24 protein-coding genes are annotated in these 24,920 nt (G+C 53.0%); 10 read left to right on the plus strand and 14 right to left on the minus strand.

Going from position 1 to position 24,920, the window contains the following annotated elements; genetic code table 11:
• The first annotated feature begins 13 nt into the window (after positions 1 to 13).
• A complete protein-coding gene (oqxB, locus tag ACMGG5_RS16700; protein ID WP_024909113.1) occupies positions 14 to 3,166 on the plus strand; it encodes a multidrug efflux RND transporter permease subunit OqxB in 3,153 nt (1,050 codons plus the stop codon).
• Between the two features lie 66 nt (positions 3,167 to 3,232).
• Here oqxB and ACMGG5_RS16705 read toward each other — a convergent pair whose 3' ends face one another.
• The 3 genes from ACMGG5_RS16705 to ACMGG5_RS16715 all read right to left on the minus strand — a co-directional run bounded on the left by ACMGG5_RS16705 (position 3,233) and on the right by ACMGG5_RS16715 (position 5,916).
• Complete coding sequence (locus ACMGG5_RS16705) at positions 3,233 to 3,712, minus strand: RrF2 family transcriptional regulator (protein ID WP_420278205.1); 480 nt, start codon at positions 3,710 to 3,712, stop codon at positions 3,233 to 3,235.
• Between the two features lie 138 nt (positions 3,713 to 3,850).
• A complete protein-coding gene (locus ACMGG5_RS16710; RefSeq protein ID WP_420278206.1) occupies positions 3,851 to 5,239 on the minus strand; it encodes a sensor histidine kinase in 1,389 nt (462 codons plus the stop codon).
• Positions 5,239 to 5,916, minus strand: coding sequence for a response regulator transcription factor (locus ACMGG5_RS16715; protein ID WP_061715351.1), 678 nt, complete (start codon positions 5,914 to 5,916; stop codon positions 5,239 to 5,241). The genes ACMGG5_RS16710 and ACMGG5_RS16715 overlap by 1 nt, the downstream gene beginning before the upstream one ends.
• 202 nt (positions 5,917 to 6,118) lie before the next feature.
• Here ACMGG5_RS16715 and ACMGG5_RS16720 point away from each other — a divergent pair, with 202 nt between their 5' ends.
• A complete protein-coding gene (locus ACMGG5_RS16720; RefSeq protein ID WP_420278207.1) occupies positions 6,119 to 6,955 on the plus strand; it encodes a MipA/OmpV family protein in 837 nt (278 codons plus the stop codon).
• A 298-nt stretch (positions 6,956 to 7,253) separates the two neighbouring features.
• Positions 7,254 to 7,679 carry a VOC family protein gene (locus tag ACMGG5_RS16725; RefSeq protein WP_420278208.1) on the plus strand — a complete coding sequence of 142 codons (426 nt, stop codon included), beginning with the start codon at positions 7,254 to 7,256 and terminating at the stop codon, positions 7,677 to 7,679.
• Between the two features lie 271 nt (positions 7,680 to 7,950).
• Here ACMGG5_RS16725 and ACMGG5_RS16730 read toward each other — a convergent pair whose 3' ends face one another.
• Together ACMGG5_RS16730 and ACMGG5_RS16735 are read right to left on the minus strand one after the other, a co-directional pair.
• Entirely contained in the window at positions 7,951 to 8,244 is a 294-nt protein-coding gene (locus tag ACMGG5_RS16730) for a DUF6966 domain-containing protein (protein WP_420278209.1), read from the minus strand.
• Entirely contained in the window at positions 8,241 to 9,779 is a 1,539-nt protein-coding gene (locus tag ACMGG5_RS16735; protein ID WP_420278627.1) for an MFS transporter, read from the minus strand. Before ACMGG5_RS16735 ends, ACMGG5_RS16730 begins: the two co-directional genes overlap by 4 nt.
• A gap of 175 nt (positions 9,780 to 9,954) precedes the next feature.
• Between ACMGG5_RS16735 and ACMGG5_RS16740 the strand changes: the two genes are divergently transcribed.
• Complete coding sequence (locus tag ACMGG5_RS16740) at positions 9,955 to 10,815, plus strand: LysR family transcriptional regulator (RefSeq protein WP_290094867.1); 861 nt, start codon at positions 9,955 to 9,957, stop codon at positions 10,813 to 10,815.
• A 341-nt stretch (positions 10,816 to 11,156) separates the two neighbouring features.
• The gene (locus ACMGG5_RS16745) at positions 11,157 to 12,047 is read left to right on the plus strand and encodes an EcsC family protein (RefSeq protein ID WP_420278210.1); all 891 of its coding nucleotides are present in this window, start codon (positions 11,157 to 11,159) and stop codon (positions 12,045 to 12,047) included.
• A gap of 260 nt (positions 12,048 to 12,307) precedes the next feature.
• Here ACMGG5_RS16745 and ACMGG5_RS16750 read toward each other — a convergent pair whose 3' ends face one another.
• Complete coding sequence (locus ACMGG5_RS16750; RefSeq protein WP_157189072.1) at positions 12,308 to 12,787, minus strand: hypothetical protein; 480 nt, start codon at positions 12,785 to 12,787, stop codon at positions 12,308 to 12,310.
• A gap of 229 nt (positions 12,788 to 13,016) precedes the next feature.
• The gene (locus tag ACMGG5_RS16755; protein ID WP_152680650.1) at positions 13,017 to 13,418 is read right to left on the minus strand and encodes a cell envelope integrity TolA C-terminal domain-containing protein; all 402 of its coding nucleotides are present in this window, start codon (positions 13,416 to 13,418) and stop codon (positions 13,017 to 13,019) included.
• Positions 13,419 to 13,716: 298 nt separating this feature from the next.
• Here ACMGG5_RS16755 and ACMGG5_RS16760 point away from each other — a divergent pair, with 298 nt between their 5' ends.
• Positions 13,717 to 15,438: a SulP family inorganic anion transporter gene (locus ACMGG5_RS16760; protein WP_248164296.1), complete on the plus strand. Its 1,722-nt coding sequence runs from the start codon at positions 13,717 to 13,719 to the stop codon at positions 15,436 to 15,438.
• A gap of 134 nt (positions 15,439 to 15,572) precedes the next feature.
• On the opposite strand, the gene ACMGG5_RS16765 is transcribed toward ACMGG5_RS16760, so the two are convergent.
• The 5 genes from ACMGG5_RS16765 to ACMGG5_RS16785 all read right to left on the minus strand — a co-directional run bounded on the left by ACMGG5_RS16765 (position 15,573) and on the right by ACMGG5_RS16785 (position 20,318).
• Positions 15,573 to 15,797, minus strand: coding sequence for a hypothetical protein (locus tag ACMGG5_RS16765; protein WP_024909104.1), 225 nt, complete (start codon positions 15,795 to 15,797; stop codon positions 15,573 to 15,575).
• Between the two features lie 247 nt (positions 15,798 to 16,044).
• Positions 16,045 to 16,614: a hypothetical protein gene (locus tag ACMGG5_RS16770; RefSeq protein WP_267216561.1), complete on the minus strand. Its 570-nt coding sequence runs from the start codon at positions 16,612 to 16,614 to the stop codon at positions 16,045 to 16,047.
• 156 nt (positions 16,615 to 16,770) lie between these two features.
• Positions 16,771 to 17,385 (minus strand): Tat proofreading chaperone DmsD, encoded by a 615-nt coding sequence (dmsD, locus tag ACMGG5_RS16775; protein WP_420278211.1) that lies wholly within the window; start codon positions 17,383 to 17,385, stop codon positions 16,771 to 16,773.
• Positions 17,386 to 17,478: 93 nt separating this feature from the next.
• Complete coding sequence (ynfE, locus tag ACMGG5_RS16780) at positions 17,479 to 19,917, minus strand: selenate/tellurate reductase subunit YnfE (protein ID WP_420278212.1); 2,439 nt, start codon at positions 19,915 to 19,917, stop codon at positions 17,479 to 17,481.
• Positions 19,918 to 20,048: 131 nt separating this feature from the next.
• The gene (locus ACMGG5_RS16785; protein ID WP_024909100.1) at positions 20,049 to 20,318 is read right to left on the minus strand and encodes a DUF1161 domain-containing protein; all 270 of its coding nucleotides are present in this window, start codon (positions 20,316 to 20,318) and stop codon (positions 20,049 to 20,051) included.
• 104 nt (positions 20,319 to 20,422) lie between these two features.
• On the opposite strand from ACMGG5_RS16785, the gene ACMGG5_RS16790 reads away from it, so the two are divergent.
• A complete protein-coding gene (locus ACMGG5_RS16790; protein WP_048989545.1) occupies positions 20,423 to 21,133 on the plus strand; it encodes a YnfC family lipoprotein in 711 nt (236 codons plus the stop codon).
• A gap of 17 nt (positions 21,134 to 21,150) precedes the next feature.
• Here ACMGG5_RS16790 and speG read toward each other — a convergent pair whose 3' ends face one another.
• Together speG and ACMGG5_RS16800 are read right to left on the minus strand one after the other, a co-directional pair.
• The gene (speG, locus tag ACMGG5_RS16795; RefSeq protein WP_024909098.1) at positions 21,151 to 21,711 is read right to left on the minus strand and encodes a spermidine N1-acetyltransferase; all 561 of its coding nucleotides are present in this window, start codon (positions 21,709 to 21,711) and stop codon (positions 21,151 to 21,153) included.
• Positions 21,711 to 22,049, minus strand: coding sequence for a DUF1283 family protein (locus ACMGG5_RS16800; protein ID WP_028017573.1), 339 nt, complete (start codon positions 22,047 to 22,049; stop codon positions 21,711 to 21,713). Before ACMGG5_RS16800 ends, speG begins: the two co-directional genes overlap by 1 nt.
• A 152-nt stretch (positions 22,050 to 22,201) precedes the next feature.
• Between ACMGG5_RS16800 and ACMGG5_RS16805 the strand changes: the two genes are divergently transcribed.
• The 3 genes from ACMGG5_RS16805 (at position 22,202) to ACMGG5_RS16815 (ending at position 24,888) form a co-directional block, all read left to right on the plus strand.
• Positions 22,202 to 22,528 (plus strand): YnfA family protein, encoded by a 327-nt coding sequence (locus ACMGG5_RS16805; RefSeq protein WP_048989542.1) that lies wholly within the window; start codon positions 22,202 to 22,204, stop codon positions 22,526 to 22,528.
• 111 nt (positions 22,529 to 22,639) lie between these two features.
• On the plus strand, positions 22,640 to 23,854 hold the full coding sequence (manD, locus tag ACMGG5_RS16810) for a D-mannonate dehydratase ManD (protein ID WP_023292552.1): 1,215 nt from the start codon (positions 22,640 to 22,642) through the stop codon (positions 23,852 to 23,854).
• Between the two features lie 14 nt (positions 23,855 to 23,868).
• The gene (locus ACMGG5_RS16815; protein ID WP_048989541.1) at positions 23,869 to 24,888 is read left to right on the plus strand and encodes a Zn-dependent oxidoreductase; all 1,020 of its coding nucleotides are present in this window, start codon (positions 23,869 to 23,871) and stop codon (positions 24,886 to 24,888) included.
• The last annotated feature ends 32 nt before the right edge of the window (positions 24,889 to 24,920 follow it).

A 24,920-nucleotide genomic window follows, 5' to 3' on the forward strand; every position in this document is an offset into this window, starting at 1 on the left:
TGAGAATCCACCCATGGACTTTTCCCGCTTTTTCATCGACAGGCCGATTTTTGCCGCGGTGCTGTCGATTCTTATTTTTATCACAGGGTTAATCGCCATCCCGCTGCTGCCGGTGAGCGAATATCCTGACGTCGTGCCGCCAAGCGTTCAGGTGCGCGCGGAGTACCCGGGCGCCAACCCGAAAGTGATTGCCGAGACCGTGGCGACGCCGCTGGAAGAGGCGATCAACGGCGTTGAGAACATGATGTACATGAAGTCCGTCGCGGGTTCCGATGGCGTGCTAGTCACTACCGTCACCTTCCGTCCGGGCACCGATCCGGATCAGGCGCAGGTTCAGGTACAAAACCGCGTCGCGCAGGCCGAAGCGCGTCTGCCGGAAGACGTGCGGCGTCTGGGCATCACCACCCAGAAACAGTCCCCGACGCTGACGCTGGTGGTGCATCTGTTTTCGCCTAACGGTAAGTACGACTCCCTGTATATGCGTAACTACGCCACGCTGAAGGTGAAGGACGAACTGGCGCGTCTGCCCGGCGTCGGCCAGATCCAGATTTTCGGCTCGGGTGAATACGCGATGCGCGTCTGGCTGGATCCCAACAAGGTGGCGGCCCGCGGGCTGACCGCTTCGGACGTGGTCACGGCGATGCAGGAGCAGAACGTGCAGGTCTCCGCCGGACAGCTTGGCGCCGAGCCGCTGCCGAAAGAGAGCGATTTCCTGATCTCCATTAACGCCCAGGGACGTCTGCATACCGAAGAAGAGTTCGGCAATATTGTCCTGAAAACAACGCAGGACGGCACGGTCGTCCGCCTGCGCGACGTGGCACGTATCGAAATGGGCTCCGGCAGCTATGCGCTGCGTTCCCAACTGAACAATAAAGACGCGGTCGGGATTGGGATCTTCCAGTCGCCGGGGGCGAACGCCATCGATCTGTCTAACGCGGTGCGCGCGAAAATGGACGAGCTGTCCACGCGCTTCCCGGCGGACATGAAGTGGGCGGCACCTTACGATCCGACGGTCTTTGTGCGCGATTCGATCCGTGCGGTGGTGCAAACGCTGCTGGAAGCGGTGGTGCTGGTGGTGCTGGTGGTCATTCTGTTCCTGCAAACCTGGCGCGCGTCGATCATTCCCCTGATCGCGGTGCCGGTGTCGGTGGTGGGTACCTTCAGCATTCTCTACCTGCTGGGCTTCTCGCTGAATACCCTCAGCCTGTTCGGGCTGGTGCTGGCCATCGGTATCGTGGTGGACGACGCCATCGTGGTAGTGGAAAACGTCGAGCGAAATATCGAAGAGGGGCTTGCGCCACTTGCGGCGGCGCATCAGGCGATGCGCGAAGTGTCCGGGCCGATTATCGCTATCGCGCTGGTGCTGTGCGCGGTGTTTGTGCCGATGGCGTTTCTGTCGGGCGTTACCGGCCAGTTCTACAAGCAGTTTGCGGTGACGATCGCGATATCTACGGTGATTTCAGCGATTAACTCGCTGACGCTCTCTCCGGCACTGGCGGCACTGCTGTTAAAACCGCACGGCGCGCCGAAAGATTTCCCGACCCGGCTTATCGATCGTCTGTTCGGCTGGATTTTCCGTCCGTTTAACCGCTTCTTCCTCCGCAGCTCCAACGGCTATCAGGGGCTGGTGGGCAAAACGCTGGGACGACGCGGCGCGGTATTTGTGGTGTATCTGCTGCTGCTCTGTGCCGCAGGCGTCATGTTTAAAGCGGTGCCCGGCGGGTTTATTCCAACCCAGGACAAGCTTTACCTGATCGGCGGCGTGAAAATGCCGGAAGGCTCTTCGCTGGCCCGCACCGACGCGGTGATCCGCAAAATGAGCGAAATCGGGATGAATACCGAAGGCGTGGACTACGCGGTCGCGTTTCCGGGGCTGAATGCGCTGCAGTTCACCAACACGCCGAATACCGGGACGGTGTTCTTCGGCCTGAAGCCGTTCGACCAGCGTAAACATTCCGCGGCGGAAATTAACGCGGAGATCAACGCGAAAATCGCCCAAATCCAGCAGGGCTTTGGCTTCTCCATTCTGCCGCCGCCGATTTTAGGACTGGGTCAGGGGTCGGGCTATTCCCTGTACATTCAGGACCGCGGTGGTCTGGGCTATGGCGCGCTGCAAAACGCGGTGAACACCATGTCCGGTGCGATTATGCAGACGCCGGGGATGCATTTCCCGATCTCAACCTACCAGGCTAACGTGCCGCAGCTGGACGTGCAGGTTGACCGCGATAAGGCGAAAGCGCAGGGCGTGTCGCTGACCGATCTCTTCGGGACGCTGCAAACCTATCTGGGCTCGTCGTACGTCAACGACTTCAACCAGTTCGGGCGCACCTGGCGCGTGATGGCGCAGGCCGACGGGCAGTTCCGCGACAGCGTGGAAGATATTGCGAATCTGCGCACCCGCAACAGCCAGGGCGAAATGGTGCCGATTGGCAGCATGGTGAACATCACGACCACCTACGGGCCGGATCCGGTGATCCGCTACAACGGTTACCCGGCGGCGGACCTGATTGGCGATGCCGACCCGCGCGTGCTTTCATCTGCGCAGGCGATGACGCAGCTGGACGCGATGTCTAAGCAGATCCTGCCGAACGGGATGAACATTGAATGGACGGACCTGAGCTTCCAGCAGGCCACCCAGGGGAATACGGCGCTGATCGTCTTCCCGGTCGCGGTGCTGCTGGCGTTCCTGGTCCTGGCGGCGCTGTATGAAAGCTGGACGCTGCCGCTGGCGGTGATCCTCATCGTGCCGATGACGATGCTTTCCGCGCTGTTTGGCGTCTGGCTGACCGGGGGCGATAACAACGTCTTCGTGCAGGTAGGGCTGGTGGTGCTGATGGGGCTGGCCTGTAAAAACGCCATTCTTATCGTGGAGTTTGCCCGCGAGCTGGAAATTCAGGGCAAAGGCATCATGGAGGCCGCGCTGGAGGCGTGCCGCCTGCGTTTACGCCCGATTGTGATGACCTCCATCGCCTTTATTGCCGGGACCATTCCGCTGATCCTCGGTCACGGCGCGGGTGCAGAAGTGCGCGGCGTCACCGGGATCACGGTCTTCTCCGGGATGCTGGGCGTGACGCTGTTTGGTCTGTTCCTGACGCCGGTGTTTTACGTGACGCTGCGTAAGTTAGTGACGCGTGGTAAAGAGGAAAGGGAAGTTCTGCCTGCCTAGGGATATTGCAGATAATAAAAAACCGCCTTCATAGTGAAGGCGGTTTTTTTCGCAACAAATAACGCGTTACGACGTTTTTTGATACTGGGCAATGAGGTCGGGGAGCGGATCCCATCCGCTGCTGTCGGCGTTTTTGACCGCTTCCAGGGCGCTTGCCACGGTATGGCGGGCCAGTACCGCTAACGACGCCTGCTCAGCTTCTTCGGAAATCGATTTGAAATACCAGCAGGCGTTCGCGCTGACAATGCAGCGGGCCGGTACGTCAGGGCGCGACGCCCACAGCTTTTTATCTTCGATGACCGAAAGGTAGATGTCGCGCAGGGAGATCTCTTCCGGCGGGCGACCAAGGTGAATTGAGCCGTTACGGCCAAGCGTTGAGACGATAATGCCGTCACGCGTCAGCGGAACCATCAATTTACGGATGAAGCTCGGGTTCGCTTCCAGACCGTAGGCCAGAATCGCACTCGTCGAACGTTCACCCAATTGCTCCGCCATCGCTACGCTGAGAACCATCTGCAAAGCTGTCGGGAAGCGGTAATCTAACATTTTTTGTATCCTGGGTTGCGGTGAATCTTGTTCTTTTTGGCACCGCAGAGGTGAATAAGCAATAAACAACAATATAACAAATACGGTAATTATTTTGAAGCAATCTGCGGCATTTGCGATCAAACCCCCGGTTCTGCTTTAGCTAAACGTGCGGTTCGGGAAGTCAACCGTCACCATGAGGCCTCCTTCAGCGGAAGTGCTCAGGTTTACGCTGCTGCTGTGTTGCTGCGCCACCGCTTTGACGATGGCAAGCCCTAGCCCGCTGCCGCTTTGCACCTGATTGGGATCGCGGAAGAAGCGGTCGAACACGCGCTCCCGCAGTTCAACCGGAATGCCGGGGCCTGCATCTGAAACGCGAAGCCGCGCGAAGCTATCTACTACACGGACATCGACCTGAATCCGCCCGCCCTCGGGGCTGTACTTCACGGCGTTCTCAATAAGATTATCAATGAGTGACACCAGACGTTCCCTGACGCCTGAGATCCAGATTTCATCCTCGGCGAAGAATTCCAGCTCAATGTCGCGCGCAGACGCTAGCGGCTCCAGCTCGGCCATTCGTTCCTGAATAAGCGTTGTCAGCGGCACGGGCTCCATAGCCGTATCAATACGCGCTTCACTGTGCATCATCAGCAGCAGTTGGTTGACGAGACGCGCGGCGCGGCTGTTGCTGCGAACCACTCCCGCAAGCAGCTCCTGCTGGTTCTCGCTGATGACCCAGGACTGCAGCGCTTCCACGTTGATGCGCATCGCCGCGAGGGGGGTACGCAGCTCGTGCGCGGCATCCGCAATGAAAACCCGTTCCCTTTCCGCGCTTTCACGGACTCTTGCAAGGAAGTCATTGATCGCGTCCACCATCTGACGAAGCTCCCTGTGCCTGGGAACGGCTTTTAAGGGGGAGAGATCGTCAGGCGTGCGTAACGTAATTTCATTGACCACCTTACTCCAGGGGCGCATCGCAATGCGTATTGACAGCCATGCGGGAAACAGCAGAAAAGGGAAGCAAACCAGCAGCGGCAGGATGTAGTAGCCACGTGAGTTCAGATAGATAAAGAAGTTCCAGCCGCTGGCTGGGGTGAAAAGGGTAACCTCCACATCGGAGTGAGGGGATTTGAGGGTGCGGCTGGTCCAGGTACGATCTCCACTCTGAACGTGCTCCAGTTCGCCGAACTGGGTGTTTGTTATCCCCGCGGGCGCACCGTCTGAGGCAAAAATAACGGTATTATTTTTGCGAACGATGAGGTTAATCGACAGCACGGGATCTTCCCCTCCGCCGTAACCTTCACGCAGGGCCTGGCTGAAGTCTTCCAGCACTGCGGTACGGTCCTGCGGGCGTCCGTCCATACGCTCGGCCAGGGTAAAAACGGTGTCGTACGTTTTACTGCCCGTGAGGATGGGAGGGCTGCGCAGGTCCTCCCACAGAATAAAGGTTAAAAAAAGACACCACAGCAGGGTCAGCAGCAGCATCTGGGCGATGATAATTCGCCGTACCAGCGTCGGACGCCTCAGGTGATACCAGACGTTTTGCATTAACCGGTCACCTTTTGTATTGAGACGGTATCAATAACGTACCCGACGCCCCGGACCGTTCGCACATAGCCGTCGCCGATTTTTCGCCGTAAATTTCCCATATGCACGTCGAGCGCATTACTGAGGTTCTCTTTGTTGCCGAATATCCGTTCTTCCAGAAACCGTCGCGTAATCACGCGGTCAGCGCGCAGCATCAGCGTTTCCAGTAGCGCGTATTCACTGGCCGTCAGATCGATATGGCGCGCACTTACCGTCACGCGACGCGTCGGGACATGAAGAGATAAGCCTCGAATTTCTATCGCCTCATTCTCGAAACCGTAGCTGCGCCGCGCCAGGGCTCTGACTCGCGCCAGCAGCTCGGCGAGAATAAAAGGTTTGACGAGATAGTCGTCTGCACCGGCATCTAGCCCGCTCAGCCGATCCTGCAACGTGCCTCGCGCCGTCAGGATGATGACCGGGATCCCCTTGAGCTGCTGACGCAAACGCGTCATCAGGCTCATGCCATCGCCGTCAGGCAGTCCCAGGTCGAGCAAAATAAGTTCCGGCACGCAGACGTCCAGCTGATGCAGCGCATCCTCTTTACGGCGTACCCATATGACGTCAAATCCTTGATCTGAGAGGGCGATACGTACGCCATTGCCGAGATCGAGGTCGTCTTCGATTAGTAGAATTTTCACACTGGTAACTGTATCAACCGTGAATGAAGAACATCTTAAGAAAAAACGGTATCAGGAAATCTGTCCGGGTTACAGCATCTGCTCGCGCTTCAGTGTTTCTTCATTTTCGGCTCATCAGAACCTTAGGGTCAGTATTCAAAATGGGCGTTCTGGCGGTTAACCGCATGCATCGTCATCATTTGAATCCAAAAGGGCTTCTGTAATGAGAAACATCGAACTGCGTCATACGTTCCCCCATTTACTTTCGGGCCGCAGCCTGAAAAACATCGCGCCGGGCGTCGTTCTGGCGTTACTGGCCGCACCCGTGCTGGCGGCAGAACAGAGTCAGGATAACGTCTTAACCCTGGGGGGCGGCGTGGACGTCGCGCCACGCTACTCGGGTTCAGATAAAACTCGCGTCAGCGCAGCTCAGGTGGTGGATTACGCCATGGCCAACGGTTTTTTTATCGGTACCACGCGGGGGATCGGTTACGGCAACAACATTGGTAACCTGGATTACAGCGCAGCGCTGAGCTATCGAGTTGGTCGTAAAGATAAAGACGTGAGCAGCGATTCGATCAGCTCCGGCAGCGACGAGCTACGGGGGATGGGCGAGATAAAAGGCTCGGCTATTGTTGTGCCTGGGCTGGAGTACAAGGTGACCGACTGGCTTCATCTGCAGCTGCAGGCTGAGGTACCGGTTTCTGAAAGGGACAACGGTGAAGCGGTACATTTCGGCATTTCCAGCCCGTTCTACACCTCACCAACAAATGCGGTGACGCTGGCGCTGACCGGCAGTTGGGGATCCGACAAGTATATGCAGACGTATTACGGGGTCAACGCCGCCCAGTCGGCCGCATCGGGATTTGCCCGACATGACGCCGGGGCCGGGATTTATGCCTGGTCGATGAACCTTGACTGGACCCACAAGCTCACCTCTCGCTGGAGCGTGCTTGCCTCAGCGGGCGTTACGCAGCTGACGGGGGATGCGGGTGATAGCCCGATTGTGCATCGTAAAACGTCCCCTGCGGGGAGTTTGAAGGTGACGTACAGTTTTTGATGGTTGGCCGTGGTGGCTTAACGTTTTGAGCGCGCACTAACAATGTAGATAAGCCGCTCCGGTTGAGATGGCGGGGCGGTTATCCTTGCTGATAGTTACAGCACTGCACATGTGGTTGACGGATTTATCTAAAGCTCCATTGTGCTGTAATGACAAACACGGAGGGGATGATAATATCCACATCCATTCCAAAATAAGACATAAATCTTTAGTTTATTGAGTACAGTTTTATTTCATCGGCAGAGCAGCCTCCAGGTATAATGTCCGCTCAGATAAACGGCAAAGAGGGTGTGATAAGATGCTGACATATATCACCATAGGTACAAATGACCTTCAGCGCTCCGTGGCGTTTTATGACGCTGTTTTTAGAGTGCTTGGCTATTCACGTGTGCCTGCCTGGACAGAAGGTTGGGCAATATGGGGAGATGTGAATAATCCGGAGGAGGGTTTCAGCTTCTGTATTTGCCCTCCTTTTGACGGGCATCCTGCAACGGCGGGAAACGGGACAATGTTCGCATTCCGTGCCGATAACGCGGACCTTGTGAGACGGTTCCATGCGGCAGGCCTACTTGCGGGCGGGAAGAATGAAGGCGCGCCGGGTACACGAACCGCGTACGGACCCAATTTTTATGTTGCCTACCTGCGCGATCCTGATGGGAATAAGCTGGCATGTGTTTGCCAGCATTATTCTTCGGAGACAGATGAGTATTCAAAGGAACAATAGTTTCTCCATGGATGAAATTTAGAATGTTTAGCGGTGACTAAATCAGCCGTGTAATAGGGCGTTCCCTACGAGTAATCTCAATTCAGAACACGGCTGGCGCAGACTGCCTCTGGCTCGATGCGGACGATCTGACTGTGCTTAAGGTCCGCAGTGAGCGAAAAGCGGACCTTAGTGTTGTCCGCCGATTGGCCATGTTTCGGCGAGCCGCGTGGTATTCCGTACCGGAAACGTCGCCAGTACCTCACTGGCGTTGCTGGTAACGACGTTATGGTCAATCACCTGCTTTTAACAAGCCGATTGCATGGTCAAGTTGCTTGTAGAGCTTGTATCTCAAATCATCTAATGCGTCATTTTCTCGAATTAGAGGCATCCCATTTTTATGAAGAACAATATCGTTAAATGATCCCATCCCGCCGTAAAGTTTTTTCAATGAATAAATGGATGATTCAAAATCAATATCGAGCTCGATCGCCAGTTTTTCAAATGTTTTTGCCCTTGAATCCTCCTCATTTGAGGATAGTATTTTAATGATCTCGATTACTGTTTTCTTTATTTCATTTTTCATTTCCAACCACCACTTACAGGTATCTTAACGCCATTTTCTTTAAAAATAAGAAAACTGCATATAGCCAATATCCATACAGAAACTGAACCATAAATCATCACCCATCCGAAACCTTGAGATAGCGCTCCCTGGACAGTAGTACTGGAAATGTTCATAACTGGGGTGATCTGTTCCATCATCGTAATATTTCCTGCAGACAGACCCTCAGCCAACTGACGCAATTGTGTGAAATCAGTTGCTCCTGATAATGTGGAACGAAGGTGGTCGGATATCCCTTCGACAAGAATAAACCCCATCAGTGCAATATTGATGGCAAGGCTGATCATTCGTGCGCTGATGTCAATGCCAGAAGCCATTCCAGCGCGCTCATTCGCCACTGAACCTGTTGTGGTATTCGTCACTGGCGTATTGGTAATACCCAGCCCAATACCCGCCAGCAGACATCCCGGCAGCATTGTTAACCAACTTGCAGACTCCAGGCTACTGCCCCATTTCATCAGAAGAAAACCTGCTCCTATAGTAAATAGCCCGGCCGGAATGACAACCTCTGCACGGTATCGTAGGGACAACTTTTCGCCCACTGGTGGAAATACCAATGTTGGCAATGTATAGGCCAATAGTGAGAGTCCTGCGGCGACATTGCCATAACCTAAAACATTCTGAAAATACAGTGGGATATATATCATGAAGGGCCAGAAGCTGAAGTTCATACCAACCGAACCGAGCAATGCCCCAGAGAAGCGACGGATACGAAACACCGAGAAGTCAAACATAGGCGCACTATTACTCCGTTCTGCCATGATAAAGATGACCAAACAGAGTAGCGTTGCACCGAGGAGAGTAATGGCAACAGGACTTATGAAGCCTAATGTGGGTGCCTGAGTGATGTACCAGACAAGTCCAAATACGGACAGTGACAGGAATACGATACCTTTGACATCAAGACCGCGTTCCTGAGGGCCACGAGATTCCTCAACCCCCATAAATACAAGTGCTAACGCGATAATAGCTATCGGAACATGAACGAGAAAGACCCATTCCCAACTTGAAATGGCGACAATTGCGGCGCCGATAATCGGACCAAAACCCAGCCCCAAGCCAAAAACAATGCCCCATGAGCCAAAAGCCTTTCCACGTGCCCCACTTTCAGTAAACTGATTGGACAACACTGCGATCTGGCAAATTAACATGGCTCCTCCCGCCATACCCTGCAAAAAGCGACCGGCAATGAGAACTGACGTATTTGTTGCCAGTCCGCAAACTAACGTCGTCACGCTGAATAACATCAGGCTGACAACAAAAAGGCGTTTGCGCCCGTAACGGTCAGCCAAAGTGCCAATAGCCATCAGTATAGCGGTGCAGGCGAGCGTATAGGCATTCATAATCCACTGCAATTCTTTGAAATCACTAAGCAATACTGTTTCAAGTGTAGGTAGTATCACTGGAATGCTTGATATTTCCAGACCGAACATCAACGAAGCCAGGCAGACAGCCGCAAGAGTTAATGCGTTTTTGGCTGAGGGGGAGATGGTCATGGTGGTTCCCTGTAGCTTGAGATAGCTGAACATTAATTCCCGGCTTTAAAACAAGCCGGACATTATTATCATGAGGTGCAATTAATATTTGAGCTCTTATTTTGGCGTCATTGACGCTATGACGGAAATGATATAATTTTGTTACATTAATTAAATTTCATCATCAATCGTAGATATGGACTTTGACACCAATCTTTTACGGGCTTTTATCGCAGTCAAGGACACTGGGAGTTTCACGAGGGCGGCTCAGCGACTGAACCTTACCCAATCCGCCATCAGTCACCAAATCCGTCGCCTTGAAGAGCAGGCGGGCACGCCTTTGCTGATGCGAACGACACGTAGTCTGACTCTGACAGAAGATGGAGAAGACTTCGTTCGTTACGCCGACCAGGTTTTACGTGCTCAGGATGCTTTGGTCCGCCGTTTTCAGCGTTCCTCAGTCTCCGGCGTGGTGCGGTTTGGTGTGCCCGAAAACTTCATGGGAAATCGGCTTCCGCCTCTGTTGTCAAGATTCGCCCATCTTTTTCCGGATGTTCGACTGGATGTCACTGTGGATACTTACTTGAACTTGCAGTCAGAAGTAGATGCTAACGGGCTGGACCTGGCAGTGGTGATGTCTTTGTCAGGTAAGCACGATGATGGCATGGTGTTACGAAAAACACAGTTTGTCTGGGCAGCAGCGCGATCTTTTGAATATAAGTGTGACACGCCACTACCTCTGGCATTTGCTCCGGAACCTTGTGTTCATCGACAGATTGGAGTTAAAGCCCTGGACGGAGCCGACGTTAAGTGGCGTATGGCCTTTACATCACCAAGCCAGCAGGGATTGCGTGCTGCGGTTCTGGCTGGACTTGCTATTACGGCCATACCACATAGTGACCTGGAGCCGGGGATGACCGTTATTGACAGACAATACGGTTTACCAGAATTGCCGACCGCTTACTTCACTCTCATTTGGAGCAGGAGGGGAAAGACTCCTTCCGCTATTGAGTTTGGAAATCTTCTGTATGAGATGGCAGGTGTTGTTTCCGAATAAAAAGTTCAGCTTGCCTGCTCCGCATTGCTCCACACAAACAGTTATTCGTTACGTCCCCTCCTGGCACAAAGCGGACAAGATGGCTAGGCTGGCGGTCTGTTGTGAGCGAGGAGTAGAAGTTGGACAAATGTAAATCGAAGTTTTATAGGCTTGACAATTAAATGCGATCTCGTGCATCGACGAACCCCACTACTCAGAATACTGCTAAGCCCCCTCCTGTTCTTTTTGAGGTCAATAGTCAAAAACCATCAAATGCACTCACATTTACGTTTTAATTGCCGATAACTTTAGTATGAAATTTACGTCATAAAAATACTGATGACCGGCAGGCAAGGGATAACATGAAACTCATCGATTACGATAAAAATGCACTTCAGCAAATTCACGACTGGAAAAATCCACAGAGAAGTTTCCTGTCTAAATCAATTGAATTAATCAGTAAACCTCTAGACAGCGCGGGAGAGTTGGTTCTTTCAACGCCTGTTGTCGGCGAAGTCATTCAATCTTCTGTGCAAGGTCTGGTGGGAGTTTGTAACGATGCCGCGCAATGGTCTGTGCGACCAGAGGCGATTTTCGAAGAGTTCCGTAGTGACGGCCATATTCACATCAATCACTACGAAGATGTTGAAACATTGCGTCTTGAGGACATCGATAAAACCGTCGGTTGGCTGGCAGCCAAATACAAAGGCATTGCATTGGCGGAAGGTGCAGGCACGGGCGTGATGGGAATTGCCGGAATTGCCATCGATATACCTACCCTCATTACATTGAATCTGCGAGCCATTGGAGAATATGCAACGTACTACGGTTTCGATATCAATCGCCAGGAAGAGCGACTTTTTGCTTTTAACATATTGGGGTTCTCTTCTGCTTCATCGGCTATGGCGAAAAACGTCGCCATGGCGCAATTAGTAAAAATATCGCAGCAGGTCGCCAAGAAAGTAGTCTGGGAAGAGTTGGAAAAACAAGTATTTGTAAAGATTATTAAGCAAATTGCCAGTAGCCTGGGAATCCGTCTCACCAAAGCAAAACTGGCCCAAGTGATTCCTATCGCAGGTGCAGGCGTTGGAGGCGGTTATAACGCCTATTTCACCAGTAACGTCTGCGATGCTGCCTATCACCTATATCGCGAACGTTTCTTAGCAAGAAAATACGATCCGTCTGTGATCGATCTTACAGTAAAGCCTGCGGATGACTTTTTCCCCTGCGACGATGAACCCGCTTTCGAATGAGTAAAAAAACGGGTCGTTCTTCGACCCGTTTACCGTTTGAAACCTAATTTCAGAAACGATAACTGAATCTGAAGAGCCACGGGTTTAACAGGCACATCAGTAATTATCTTTGAACATTGCAAAGAATACCAACTTCCGTTTTTGGCATAAAACTGACATTGCAGAAATAGTAGGTCAGTTTGGATAGAGGAGCGGAAGTATGCAATCGCTCTCATAGCTGATGTCAGCGGCACGCATGTCAGCCAAGGAAATGTTGTCAGTTACTCTATCCAGGGGACAGGTTCACCAATATAGGTGTGTGTGCAGCAGCGGCAAGTTACTTTCACGTCCTTTCCCGTAATTGAAGGATTTACCTGTTGCAGAATTCCATTCTCATCAACAAACAGACCCGGATAAAAACTACTTTCGCCAATGCAGACTAAATCTCTTCGCTGATGCTCATGTCGTGCAACTAACCAGAATACAGGCTCGGTAGTATCAAGACGCCCACATACTTCACTGAATATTTCATCCCATGGTTTGCCAATGTGTTTGATCAGAAAATGAAACAATGGTGTGTAATCTCGGCCACGCTTCTGTCTGCCATGTATTGTCCCGCGCTTTGCAAGTAGCTCTTTTCCGACTTTTTTACAATTGCGCTCCCAGCGATACTCAGCACCAGGATTATTAGAATGGTGTCGTGTAGTGGTGTTGACGCTGCGATACAGCTTACGGGACTTATTCTGTTGATGAGTACGCATAGCTCGATCTCGGGCATCCTTTCTTTTGTGGGTCGGTAGCGCCTGCCGGAGCTAGATTCAATAGTGTGTGGCTGTATTAAAAACAACCATGCTTACAGACAGGTGCATTATGCTGAAATACAGTCCTACTGAAACTACCAAAAAATCCGCTCATGACATAAAGAGTACATGGCCTGAAGCAGCATGGCTGAGTTGAGCAAAGCGCGCCATTCAACACATAATCATGATGCTAGCCGCGCATGTCGAAGCCGGATTTTTGAAAATCTCTATAAACTTCTGGATTGCTGAAGGCCGGGAATTTGGCTTTATGGGCGGCTGATTTTATCGCTTCGCAATAGGCTCTATTGCCGTTACTGGTTGAGATGCTTAAAGGTGTGCCATCCTGAGCAAATTCCATATGCAACCTGCATTTTTTCCCTTTCCAGTTTTGTGGCTCTTCAATTTCGGCGTTTATTGCCGCCCTGATTGCCCGCGCCTGCGCGCCCCATTCATCCCGATCGTCCCAGCGTCCTGAACCGCAATTACCCGTAGCCGTGGTCTTATGGCAACCGGAAGGGTGTAGCGGCGCGCATCCCGCGGCCAGGTTCACCAGTATAGCCACCATAGCGATTTTCTTTACTGCTTGAGACATTCCCACTTCTTACCCCGCAATCCATTTAAGCTTCAGTAATGTTTAAATATTCTTCCGTAATTCCTGGCCTCTTTTCAACTACCAATAACGGGTTACAACGTCGGTGACCTTGCTGCCGGTTCCACCTCCGACTAACCGTTCGTTTTTGAACTATGTTTAACACCAGTCAGAATAATAAAATGGTTAAGCATTTACAGGACCTGAGCGGCGGGGCCTCCGTCCGGAGCATTTGAAAGCCAGAACCTCACATAAAAGTGTGCCAACATCTCGTGGGTAATATTAATGTCCGGAGAATAACGTGGTCGGAAAGCTATTGTTGAACTACATGCCAGGTTTACAAAATTTGTTAGCCTACGATAAAAGCTGGCTAAAACATGATGTTAAAGCCGGGTTATCCGTTGCGGCTGTCGCGCTACCCGTTGCTATTGCTTATGCTGAGCTGGCGGGGGTTGGGGCAATAGTAGGGCTGTATTCCTGCATTTTACCGATGATAGCTTACGCACTGTTTGGCTCTTCACGTCAGCTTATTGTTGGCCCTGATGCCACGACCTGCGCGGTGATTGCGGCCGTCGTGTTTCCTCTCTCTGCAGGTAATCCAGAACTGCACTGGCAACTGACGATCATCATGACATTGATGATGGGCGGGTGGTGCCTGCTTGCCAGTAAATTTCGCCTGGGCGCACTTGCCGATCTGCTTTCTCATCCCATTCTTACGGGTTTGCTGAATGGCGTAGCCGTGACGATTATTGTCGGTCAATTAGGCAAGGTTTTTGGGATTAAGCTAGATGAAGCGCAGGTTATTGAGAAAATAATGGCCTTGCCAGGCCGACTTTCGGACAGCCATTTATTAACGATAGGGATATCGCTTATAACGTTAATTATTTTAATGGTTATCAAAACGTACCGCACCCAGTGGCCAGCACCTTTAATTGCCATTGTGATAACAACGGCACTGGTATGGGGGACATCTGCGCAACAGTATGGTATTGCCACTATCGGTGGGGATGGCTTCCAGTCTGGTTTACCCGTCGTTCACTGGGGGGCGTTCCAGCCCGGTCCGATGCGTGATTTAGTGATCCCGGCGCTGAACCTGGCCCTGGTGAGTTTTGTCAGTCTGATGCTGACCGCCCGCAGTTTCGCCGCAAAAAATGGCTATGAAATTAATGCTGATGCTGAGTTCCGGGCTCTGGGTATTGCGAACATTATGTCTGGGTTATCTCAGGGGTTTGCTATCAGTGGCGCCGATTCCCGGACCGCGGTTAATGATTCGGTTGGTGGGAAAAGTCAGCTGGTTTCCGTGGTCGCAGCCTTACTCATCGGTATCGTCGTGGTATTTTTCACTCAACCATTACAATACATTCCGGTATCTGCGTTAGGTATTGTTCTAATGTATGCATCGTGGTCATTGATTGATTTACGAGGGCTATGGAACCTGAGGCGCAGAAATAAACAGGCATTTCGCCTGGCTTTCTTCACCTTTGGCTGTGTGTTAATTATCGGCGTTATCCAGGGGATCGGCCTTGCGGTGTTGCTTGGGCTGTTACAGTTCCTTCGTACGGTGTTTCGTCCCTCTGAGCACCTGCTGGGCACTGACGAAGATGGAATGATTCACTCGTTAGGGAATACCACCGATATTAAAATGGTTCCTGGCGTACTGATGTATCGATTTAACTCACCGTTGACCTATTTTAATGTGGCTTATTTTAAACGCCGGGTATTGAACCTGGTTGATGGTGCCGCTTTACAGCCTAAATGGGTGGTGATTGATGCCGTTGCCTGCTTCACCTATTCAGACATCAGTGTCCTGGCAACCATTAATGAGTTAAAGCGTGACCTGAAAGGTCGACAGATTAAATTAATCCTCGCGGGCAGGAAAACGGAATTAACACGCTGGTTTAAAGACAGTCGGCCAACAATGAATGATGATGACATGATTCTGGCGCCAGACCTCTACCTGGCACTTCGGTTCATTCAAAGTAAAGAGAGTGCGAGTGAGGGGGAATCAGTCGGTGATACATAACCAAATACTGGTTAAAGGCTTGTAACGCATGCTACTGGCAGGCAGGGAACCCTCACAATTTCTACCACCGAGGCTCAGCTACTGTTGACCTGGACAGTGAGATGTTCCTTGCCTGTCTTACTTTCTTCTACCATCTATCTCAGTAAAAACTGAATCAGCTGAACAAAGATATACACTGCCGCCGCCACTCGTATTGCCTGCCAACCCCATCTGAGATAGCGCCATTCATAGCGTTCTCTGGCATTAGCCTCTGCTATAGCGGAGTCATAACGCTTTTTTTTCTTTCTCCTGACTTCGTCTATTACCCACAGGATGAGAATAAAGATAATGATGGTTTTCTGAAATATGGGATTATCCACTAAAAATGACTCCGGCTTGCTCGCTGAAAAAGCAGAATAGATGAACAGCCGTCACGTATCCACCACTAAATGTGGGGGCATGAATGAAAATTACCCTGATTCGACTTTGAGATGACCCTCCCATAGCCGGTTTCTCCGCTGTGAATGCGCAATCTCTGGTGCGAAGTATCAGGCTGACGGCTATTAGCAAGGAGCGGACCTTAAGTACCATTCATTTTCGCCGGAACAAAAATAGATAGGGTAGTGCCTACAAATAAATGAACTCATAATTCACAATGTAACTTCCAATATTATTCACACGAGCCGTTACCCACACCCCAGTCATTCCCTGCTTACGGTGGCTGTGCAGATATTCTTTGTTTGTACAAAGCTGTATCCATCTGTTGGTGTTCTGATCTTTTAACCAGAGACCCGCTTCACAATGGCCATACTTACCTCTCGAAGGCCCCGGAAAGACAACCTCATATTCAGATTCATAGCCAATTGTTTTGTCCGGAAAGAGATAGACATAAATATCATAACAATTTAAGCTCAATACAAAACCAAGGCAAAAGCCGCTAAAAAAAGCATTGGCAATATATTCTAATGTTTTGTTAAAAGTGCGCAGATAAAAAGCGCGCATAACAAAAATTGTTCCAATCAAAACGCCAAGTGAAATATATGTCATCCATTCAGGAACGGATTTTTTTAATATAGTATTATGGGAGATGCCAGATGCCCATGACATATACCAGAGCCATCCACCTAAAACGATGAATATCACGGCTGTAACAAGTAATTTCTTGCGTTTATCTTCGAAGGAATAATTTTTAGTCATGGTTTTGTTTTGTATGTATCAAACGAAAGTGTTGACCTTACCAGGAAAAGCTATTTTATATTATTAAATTCAATATGCCTCCTGTTTCGAGTTAAATTTTTTAAGCCTCCTCTTTTGACCGTAGCTTGCCCGCAAACCGCGAGCAAGCCACACCCCTTAGCGATACAGCGTCTTTTCCGCAACCGCAATAAGCAGCCCGGATCGCCAGTCCGCAAGCGTCAGCTGCGCAAGCTTACCCAGCGCGATATAAAACGGATGGTTGGCGTTCTCGACAAACACCGTCAGGAAGCGGGTGCTCCACGGCAGCAGGTGCCACGCCAGAAGCTGAGCGCACTCCGCCTCGCGGCCGTTCTCGGCCAGCCATGCCGCCAGCAGCAGTAATGTCCCGAAGTGATCTTCCGGTTCATTCTGCTGCATTTCAAATGCGATATTGTTCTCCCGCATCCACTGGCGCAGCGCGAGGGTCGAGTCGCCAAACAGCAAGGATTCGCGGTCCAGCCAGACGGAGCCCCACGGTGGAGCGGGCAGGGCGTAAGGGCCAATAAACAGTCGTTGCCAGGCGTCCGTCAGCGGTTCGTCGGCAGACGCGGCAAAGGTGTCGGCTACGGGTCGCAGCGTTTCCGGCGGCAGGGGCCAGTCCTGAACCCATTCGCCCGCAGTGAGGGCCTGCACCAGCGGCGCGGCCTGCTCGCTGTCTGGTGCGAAATAAAACAGCGCACCCAACACCCGGGCGCTGAACGCGAACGATTCACGATGTGAGACGTCTTTCATTACATCTTCCTTGTTCGCGCGGAGGGTGTCCGCGCGACGGTGTTAAACGATCATACAAACCATAGAATAAACTACGGTCAAGCCATTCACCCGCTACACCTTCTCGATCTGTACCAGATTGGTGTGCTGCGGGTTGCCTTTCGCCAGTGGTGAAGGGCGGTGCGTGGTCAGGGTGTTGATGCATGAGCCGTAGTCGATACGATCGCCACTCATATTGGCGTCGTGCCAGGCGCCCTGGCCCATGGCGCTCACGCCGGGCATGATGCGCGGCGTCACTTTTGCTTCAATTCTCACCTCGCCGCGACGATTAAAGACGCGCACCGTATCGCCGTTCTTGATGCCGCGCTTTTCGGCATCGACGGGATTAAGCCAGACCTCCTGACGGCAGGCCGCTTTCAGCACGTCGACGTTACCGTAGCTCGAGTGGGTACGGGCCTTAAAGTGGAAGCCAAACAGCTGCAGCGGAAACTGCGCACGCTCGGGCGCGTCCCAGCCGTCGAAGGTTGATGCGTAGACGGGCAGCGGGCTGATGGTTTCATCTTTTTCCAGCTCCCAGGTGGCCGCAATCTCCGCCAGCTTACTGGAGTATATTTCAATCTTGCCCGATGGTGTTTTCAGCGGATTGGCTTCCGGGTTCTCGCGGAATTTTTTATAGGCCACGAAGTGTCCGTTCGGATCTTTGCGCTTATAAATGCCCATTTTTTTCAGCTCGTCATAGGACGGCAGTTGAGGGTCTTTTTCGAGCATTTTGGCATACAGGTACTGCAGCCACTGTTCCTGCGTGCGTCCTTCGGTAAATTTCTGATGGATATCCGGTCCGAGGCGTTTCGCCACTTCGCTCATGATCCAGTAGATCGGCTTGCGTTCAAACTTCGGCGCGGTCACGGGCTGGAGGAAAATCAGATAGCCCATATTGCCAGCATAATCGTTCGGAATGATGTCTTCCTGCTCGACGGTCATCAGGTCCGGCAGCACGATATCGGCGTACTTCGCTGACGAAGTCATGAAGTTATCGATGACCACGATCATCTCGCACTTGCTTTCATCCTGCAGGATTTCGTGGGTTTTATTGATATCGGAGTGCTGGTTGATGATGGTGTTGCCCGCGTAGTTCCAGATGAACTTAATCGGCACGTCCAGCTTATCTTTCCCGCGCACGCCGTCGCGCAGGGCGGTCATCTCCGGCCCGCGGGCGATGGCGTCCGTCCAACTGAAGCAGGAGATTTGCGTTTTGACCGGGTTGTCCGGCAGCGGCATACGTTCAATGGTGATGGTGTAGGTTGACTCACGTGCGCCGCTGTTACCGCCGTTAATTCCCACGTTCCCAGTCAGAATAGGCAGCATGGCGATGGCGCGGGACGTCAGCTCGCCGTTTGCCTGGCGCTGTGGTCCCCAGCCCTGACAGATGTAGGCCGGCTTCGCGGAGCCGATTTCGCGGGCAAGCTTAACGATGCGATCCGCCGGAATGCCGGTGATGCGTGAGGCCCACTCTGGCGTTTTCGCCGTGTGGTCATCACCCTGGCCGAGAATATACGCTTTGTAGTGACCGTTAGCGGGCGCGCCCTCCGGCAGCGTTTTTTCGTCATAGCCAACGCAGTATTTATCCAGAAACGGCTGGTCGACCAGGTTTTCGTCGATTAACACCCAGGCAATACCCGCCACCAGCGCGGCATCGGTACCCGGACGGATCGGGATCCATTCATCCTCGCGTCCGGCGGCGGTATCGGTGTAGCGCGGGTCGATGACGATCATGCGGGCGTTGGACCGCTCGCGAGCCTGTTCCAGATAGTACGTAATCCCGCTGCCGCTCATGCGCGTTTCCGCCGGGTTATTGCCGAACATGACCACCAGTTTGGTGTTTTCGATGTCGGACGTGCTGTTGCCATCGTTGCTGCCGTAGGTATAGGGCATCGCGCAGGCGATTTGCGCCGTGCTGTAGGTGCCGTAGTGGCTCAGAAAACCGCCGTAGCAGTTCATCAGGCGCGCCACCAGCGAAGCGTAAGGGGAGGAGCGGGTGATATTGCCGCCGACAATGCCGGAGGAATAATTAATATACACCGCTTCGTTACCGTATTTGGCCACCACGTCTTTCAGGCTGGCGGTAATGGCGTTCAGTGCCTCATCCCATGTTATGCGCTCGAACTTGCCTTCACCGCGTTTGCCCACGCGCTTCATCGGGTAGTTCAGACGGTCAGGGTGATTGATACGACGGCGAATTGAACGTCCGCGCAGGCAGGCTCGCACCTGATGGTTACCGTAAATATCCTCGCCGGTGTTGTCCGTTTCGACCCAGTACACTTCATTGTCACGCACGTGCAGACGCAGCGCACAGCGGCTGCCGCAGTTGACCGAGCAGGCGCCCCACACCACGGTATCTTCAGGCGGCTGGCCGGCGTTCTTCACCGCCGCGGCGGCGCTTTTTAAACCAAACGGAAGCGAGATCCCGCCAGCGGCAAGCGCCAGAGAACCTATCGCCGTAGATTTCACGAGAGTTCGACGGCTAATTCCGCCGTGATGTTCAATATCGGACATGGCTCACCCCATCATTATAATTGCGTATTATTTTTCCCGAAATGATATCCGGGCTAATGATGGGGTGAGTGTTACTGATTTGGGGGGACTAAATATTAATCCTTATCAAATCAAAGGGGATTGAGGGTCAATTACTGAGGTTCAGCTGCCGCACCACTGCCTGTGCGGGTGTACAAAATTTTAAAGGTGTCGTTCGCGCAGTGGCCCACCACCTGCGTGCCCGCCTGATCGGCCTGGTCGTTAGGCACAATGCTCAGCGTAAAGCCTGATTCAGGCACGCCGTTATTGATAATTTTCTGCTGAATGTCGCTTTTCACGCGCTCGCAGGAATCCGGTGCCGCCAGCGCGGCCGTTGAGGCACTCATTAACAGCAGGGCGGTAATCCAGGGTAACCGTTTCATCTGTAGCTCCTTTTCTCTGTGTAGAGATTAATTTTAGCAGGCTTCGTGTAAACAACTGTATTTGCTAATATGATTGGGAATAATCTCCCTGTACGGTAATAAATGTGAAGAAATACGCAGCGATAACGCTACTGGCAGCAACACTGGTGGGGTGCGACAACAGCTCCGCGCCGCTGTCGTTTACGCCCGAGATGGCGAGTTTTTCGAACGAATTTGATTTTGATCCGCTGCGCGGCCCGGTCAAAGACTTTACTCAGACGCTGTTCAACGAGAAGGGCGAAGTGTCCAAACGGGTCACCGGCACCGTCTCGACAGAAGGGTGTTTCGATACGCTGGAGCTGCACGACCTGGAGGCCAACACCGGCGTGGCGCTGGTGCTGGATGCCAATTACTATCTTGACGCAGAAACCCAGCAGCGAAAAGTGAAGCTCCAGGGGAAATGCCAACTGGCCGAACTGCCGTCAGCCGGGGTGACGTGGGATACCGACGACAACGGTTTTGTGGTGGCGGCGCACGGCAAAGAGATGGAGGTGAAGTATCGCTACGATGCGGATGGCTATCCGCTGGGCAAAACCACCGTCTCCGGCGATCAGCACCTGTCCGTCCAGTCGACGCCGTCTAAAGATGTTCGCAAAAGAATGGATTACTCGGCGGTGAGCATGTTGAATGACAAGCCGCTGGGTAACGTCAAGCAGAGCTGCGATTACGACCGCCACAATAACCCGGTGAGCTGCGATCTGACGATCACCGACGACAGCGTCAAACCCGCCGTTGAGCGCAAGTACACCATCAAGAACACGATTGATTATTACTGAGAATAAAGCCGCGCAGGTTACTGCGCGGTTGGTTTCAGCAGGCTGGCGCCTGACGGTTTGTGCCCGGCCAGATGCTGATGCTGGAAGATGCACATGCGAATGGTATTGCGGTATTCACCGTTGATAAAGAACTCGTGAATCAGCTCGCCTTCCACCATAAAGCCCAGCTTGCGGTAGATATGGATCGCTTTCTCGTTCTCTTTGTCCACAATCAGGTAAAGCTTGTAGAGATTCAGAACGTTGAATCCGTAATCCATTGCCAGCTTCGCTGCCCGTGAGGCAAGGCCTTTTCCCTGATGCTCAGGGGAGATGATGATCTGGAACTCCGCCCGACGGTGAACGTGGTTGATTTCAACCAGCTCAACAAGACCGGCTTTTTCGCCTTCACACTCCACCACAAACCGACGTTCACTCTGATCGTGAATGTGCTTATCGTAGAGATCGGATAGCTCGACAAACGCCTCGTAAGGCTCTTCGAACCAGTAGCGCATCACGCTGGCATTATTATCGAGCTGGTGGACGAAACGAAGGTCTTCACGCTCCAGCGGACGGAGTTTAACGTCGCAGGATCCAGACATTACGGGGCTACCGTGCGGCCAGTGCGGCGATCCAGGCAGCGCAGAGTGTTAGGCTCCCAGTAGGCATTGACGTTTGCACTTTGCTGACACTTATCGCGCGCGTCAAAAGCGACATCTTCTTTGTCCCACTCTTTTTCAGCACGTTTGTTGACCTTCTGACGAAGGTTACGGGTGTCATTCCATTGTTCTTTGTCCATGGCGGCGTTCTGGCGGCTTTGCGCGCTGTCACCAGACTCAATAACGAGCTTGCTGGTTTCCGCTGTCGCAGAGGCGGCAAAGGCGAACGATGACAGCGCCAGCAGGGCTGTCAGACAAAGGCGTTTGCTTAATGTGGTCATAGCGTTTCCTTTTAAATGGGTGCAGATAATCAAGTTACCCCGTACAGATTCTACACTAAAGCGAAATGACGGCATACCCGCGGAGCAAGTATGGAAAAGTAAAGGGCATCATCAGGTATGATGGTTAAATAGATCCTCACCTGACGTGAAATATGCTTAAAACGACGCTGCTTTTTTTTGCCACCGCGCTATGCGAAATCATCGGTTGCTTCCTGCCCTGGCTCTGGCTGAAGAAGGGAGGAACCGTATTGTTGCTCATCCCGGCAAGCGTCGCGCTGGCCCTGTTTGTCTGGCTATTAACGCTGCATCCGGCGGCCAGTGGGCGCGTCTACGCCGCTTACGGTGGTGTTTATGTGTGTACTGCGCTGCTGTGGTTACGCGTGGTGGACGGCGTCAAGCTCAGCGCATACGACTGGGCCGGGGCGCTGATTGCCCTGTGCGGTATGCTGATTATTGTGGCGGGATGGGGGCGCGCGTGACCCCCCGGGTTTTGTGATCGTTAGCTGATTTTATGATCATTATACTTGTATGGTAGTAGGGCTGATGGGTAAATTTCCAGCATCACAACGAACGATGTAAGGAAAGGAATTATGAAGATTGTCGCGGCTGACGTGTTTGTTACCTGCCCGGGGCGGAACTTTGTCACCCTTAAAATCACCACCGATGAAGGGATTGTCGGCCTCGGTGACGCTACGCTGAACGGGCGCGAGCTCTCCGTTGCCTCGTACCTGAAGGATCATCTTTGCCCCCAGCTGATTGGCCGCGATGCGCACCGCATCGAAGACATCTGGCAGTTTTTCTATAAGGGCGCCTACTGGCGTCGCGGACCGGTCACCATGTCGGCCATCTCCGCTGTGGACATGGCGCTGTGGGACATCAAAGCCAAGGCGGCCAACATGCCGCTCTACCAGCTGCTGGGCGGCGCCTCCCGGGAAGGGGTGATGGTTTACTGCCACACCACCGGGCACACCATTGACGACGTGCTGGAAGACTACGCTCGTCATAAAGAAATGGGCTTTAAGGCGATCCGCGTGCAGTGCGGCGTGCCGGGCATGAAAACCACCTACGGCATGGCCAAAGGGAAGGGGCTGGCCTACGAGCCTGCGACCAAAGGTGACTGGCCGGAAGAGCAGCTGTGGTCCACCGAAAAATACCTCGATTTCACGCCGAAGCTGTTCGACGCGGTGCGCAGTAAATTCGGCTTTAATGAACATCTCCTGCACGACATGCACCACCGCCTGACGCCAATCGAAGCGGCGCGCTTCGGCAAGAGCATCGAAGCATTCCGCATGTTCTGGATGGAAGACCCAACACCTGCGGAAAACCAGGCCTGCTTCCGCCTGATCCGCCAGCATACCGTTACGCCCATTGCGGTGGGGGAAGTGTTTAACAGCATCTGGGACTGCAAGCAGCTCATCGAAGAGCAGCTTATCGACTATATTCGCACCACCATTACCCACGCGGGCGGCATTACCGGGATGCGTCGCATCGCCGACTTCGCCTCGCTTTATCAGGTGCGTACCGGCTCGCACGGCCCGTCGGATCTCTCGCCCGTTTGCCACGCCGCCGCGCTGCATTTCGACCTGTGGGTGCCAAACTTTGGCGTCCAGGAGTATATGGGCTATTCCGAACAGATGCTGGAGGTCTTCCCGCACAGCTGGCGCTTTGATAACGGCTATATGCATCCGGGCGACAAGCCGGGGCTGGGCATCGAGTTTGATGAAAAACTGGCGGCGAAATACCCCTACGATCCGGCCTATCTGCCGGTGGCCCGTCTTGAAGACGGCACGCTGTGGAACTGGTAAACGAGGAGCGAACGATGAAAAGCGTAGTGATTCAACAGCCGAACGAACTGATGATTGAAGAGCGGCCACGCCCGGAGCCAGGCGCAGGTGACGTCCGCGTCAAAATCACGCTGGCGGGGATCTGCGGTTCGGACAGCCACATCTATCGCGGCCATAATCCGTTTGCGAAGTATCCACGCACGATCGGCCACGAGTTTTTTGGCGTGATTGACGCCGTGGGCGAGGGCGTAGACAGTGCCCGCCTGGGCCAGCGCGTCTCGGTTGACCCGGTGATCAGCTGCGGGCATTGCTATCCGTGCTCCGTCGGAAAACCGAACGTCTGCACCTCGCTGGTGGTGCTGGGGGTTCACCGCGACGGCGGCTTCAGCGAATATGCTGCAGTGCCCGCTAAAAATGCCTGGCCTATCCCGGATGACATTCCCGACCGACACGCCGTCATGGTTGAACCCTTCACCATTGCCGCCAACGTAACGGGGCAGGCGAAACCGATGGAACAGGACGTCGCGCTTATTTACGGCGCTGGCCCGATGGGGCTGGTCACCGTGCAGGCGCTGAAAGGCGTCTATAAGGTGAAGCAGGTTATCGTGGTAGACCGCATAGACGAGCGCCTTGAGATGGCCCGGCGCAGCGGCGCGGATTGGGTCTTTAATAATGGCGAGCAGTCGCTGCAGGACGCGCTGGAGGAAAAAGGCATCAAACCGACGTTAATCATTGATGCCGCCTGCCATCCATCTATTTTGCAGGAAGCGATAACCCTGGCCTCTCCGGCGGCGCGCATCGTGCTGATGGGCTTCTCCAGCGAGCCGAGCCAGATTGTTCAGCAGGGCATTACCGGCAAAGAGCTGGCGATCTTCTCCTCGCGCCTCAATGCCAACAAATTCCCGGTCGTCATCGACTGGCTGAAGAGGGGGCTGATCGACCCGGAAAAACTGATCACCCATACTTTTGACTATCACCACGTAACAGACGCCATCGAACTGTTTGAGAAAGATCAGCGGCAGTGCTGCAAAGTCTTACTCACGTTCGGCCAATAATCATTTACGCGATTAAGGGCCTGCGCAGACAG

This window comes from Enterobacter sp. BNK-34, from assembly GCF_048684445.1.
GTDB classification, from domain to species: Bacteria; Pseudomonadota; Gammaproteobacteria; order Enterobacterales; family Enterobacteriaceae; genus Enterobacter; species Enterobacter pseudoroggenkampii.

Coding starts and splice junctions, on each gene's coding strand:
- oqxB (WP_024909113.1), top strand. CDS start 14: ATGGACTTTTCCCGCTTTTTCATCGACAGGCCGATTTTTGCCGCGGTG.
- ACMGG5_RS16705 (WP_420278205.1), bottom strand. CDS start 3,712: ATGTTAGATTACCGCTTCCCGACAGCTTTGCAGATGGTTCTCAGCGTA.
- ACMGG5_RS16710 (WP_420278206.1), bottom strand. CDS start 5,239: ATGCAAAACGTCTGGTATCACCTGAGGCGTCCGACGCTGGTACGGCGA.
- ACMGG5_RS16720 (WP_420278207.1), top strand. CDS start 6,119: ATGAGAAACATCGAACTGCGTCATACGTTCCCCCATTTACTTTCGGGC.
- ACMGG5_RS16725 (WP_420278208.1), top strand. CDS start 7,254: ATGCTGACATATATCACCATAGGTACAAATGACCTTCAGCGCTCCGTG.
- ACMGG5_RS16730 (WP_420278209.1), bottom strand. CDS start 8,244: ATGAAAAATGAAATAAAGAAAACAGTAATCGAGATCATTAAAATACTA.
- ACMGG5_RS16735 (WP_420278627.1), bottom strand. CDS start 9,779: ATGACCATCTCCCCCTCAGCCAAAAACGCATTAACTCTTGCGGCTGTC.
- ACMGG5_RS16740 (WP_290094867.1), top strand. CDS start 9,955: ATGGACTTTGACACCAATCTTTTACGGGCTTTTATCGCAGTCAAGGAC.
- ACMGG5_RS16745 (WP_420278210.1), top strand. CDS start 11,157: ATGAAACTCATCGATTACGATAAAAATGCACTTCAGCAAATTCACGAC.
- ACMGG5_RS16750 (WP_157189072.1), bottom strand. CDS start 12,787: ATGCGTACTCATCAACAGAATAAGTCCCGTAAGCTGTATCGCAGCGTC.
- ACMGG5_RS16755 (WP_152680650.1), bottom strand. CDS start 13,418: ATGTCTCAAGCAGTAAAGAAAATCGCTATGGTGGCTATACTGGTGAAC.
- ACMGG5_RS16770 (WP_267216561.1), bottom strand. CDS start 16,614: ATGACTAAAAATTATTCCTTCGAAGATAAACGCAAGAAATTACTTGTT.
- dmsD (WP_420278211.1), bottom strand. CDS start 17,385: ATGAAAGACGTCTCACATCGTGAATCGTTCGCGTTCAGCGCCCGGGTG.
- ynfE (WP_420278212.1), bottom strand. CDS start 19,917: ATGTCCGATATTGAACATCACGGCGGAATTAGCCGTCGAACTCTCGTG.
- ACMGG5_RS16785 (WP_024909100.1), bottom strand. CDS start 20,318: ATGAAACGGTTACCCTGGATTACCGCCCTGCTGTTAATGAGTGCCTCA.
- speG (WP_024909098.1), bottom strand. CDS start 21,711: ATGTCTGGATCCTGCGACGTTAAACTCCGTCCGCTGGAGCGTGAAGAC.
- ACMGG5_RS16800 (WP_028017573.1), bottom strand. CDS start 22,049: ATGACCACATTAAGCAAACGCCTTTGTCTGACAGCCCTGCTGGCGCTG.
- ACMGG5_RS16805 (WP_048989542.1), top strand. CDS start 22,202: ATGCTTAAAACGACGCTGCTTTTTTTTGCCACCGCGCTATGCGAAATC.
- manD (WP_023292552.1), top strand. CDS start 22,640: ATGAAGATTGTCGCGGCTGACGTGTTTGTTACCTGCCCGGGGCGGAAC.
- ACMGG5_RS16815 (WP_048989541.1), top strand. CDS start 23,869: ATGAAAAGCGTAGTGATTCAACAGCCGAACGAACTGATGATTGAAGAG.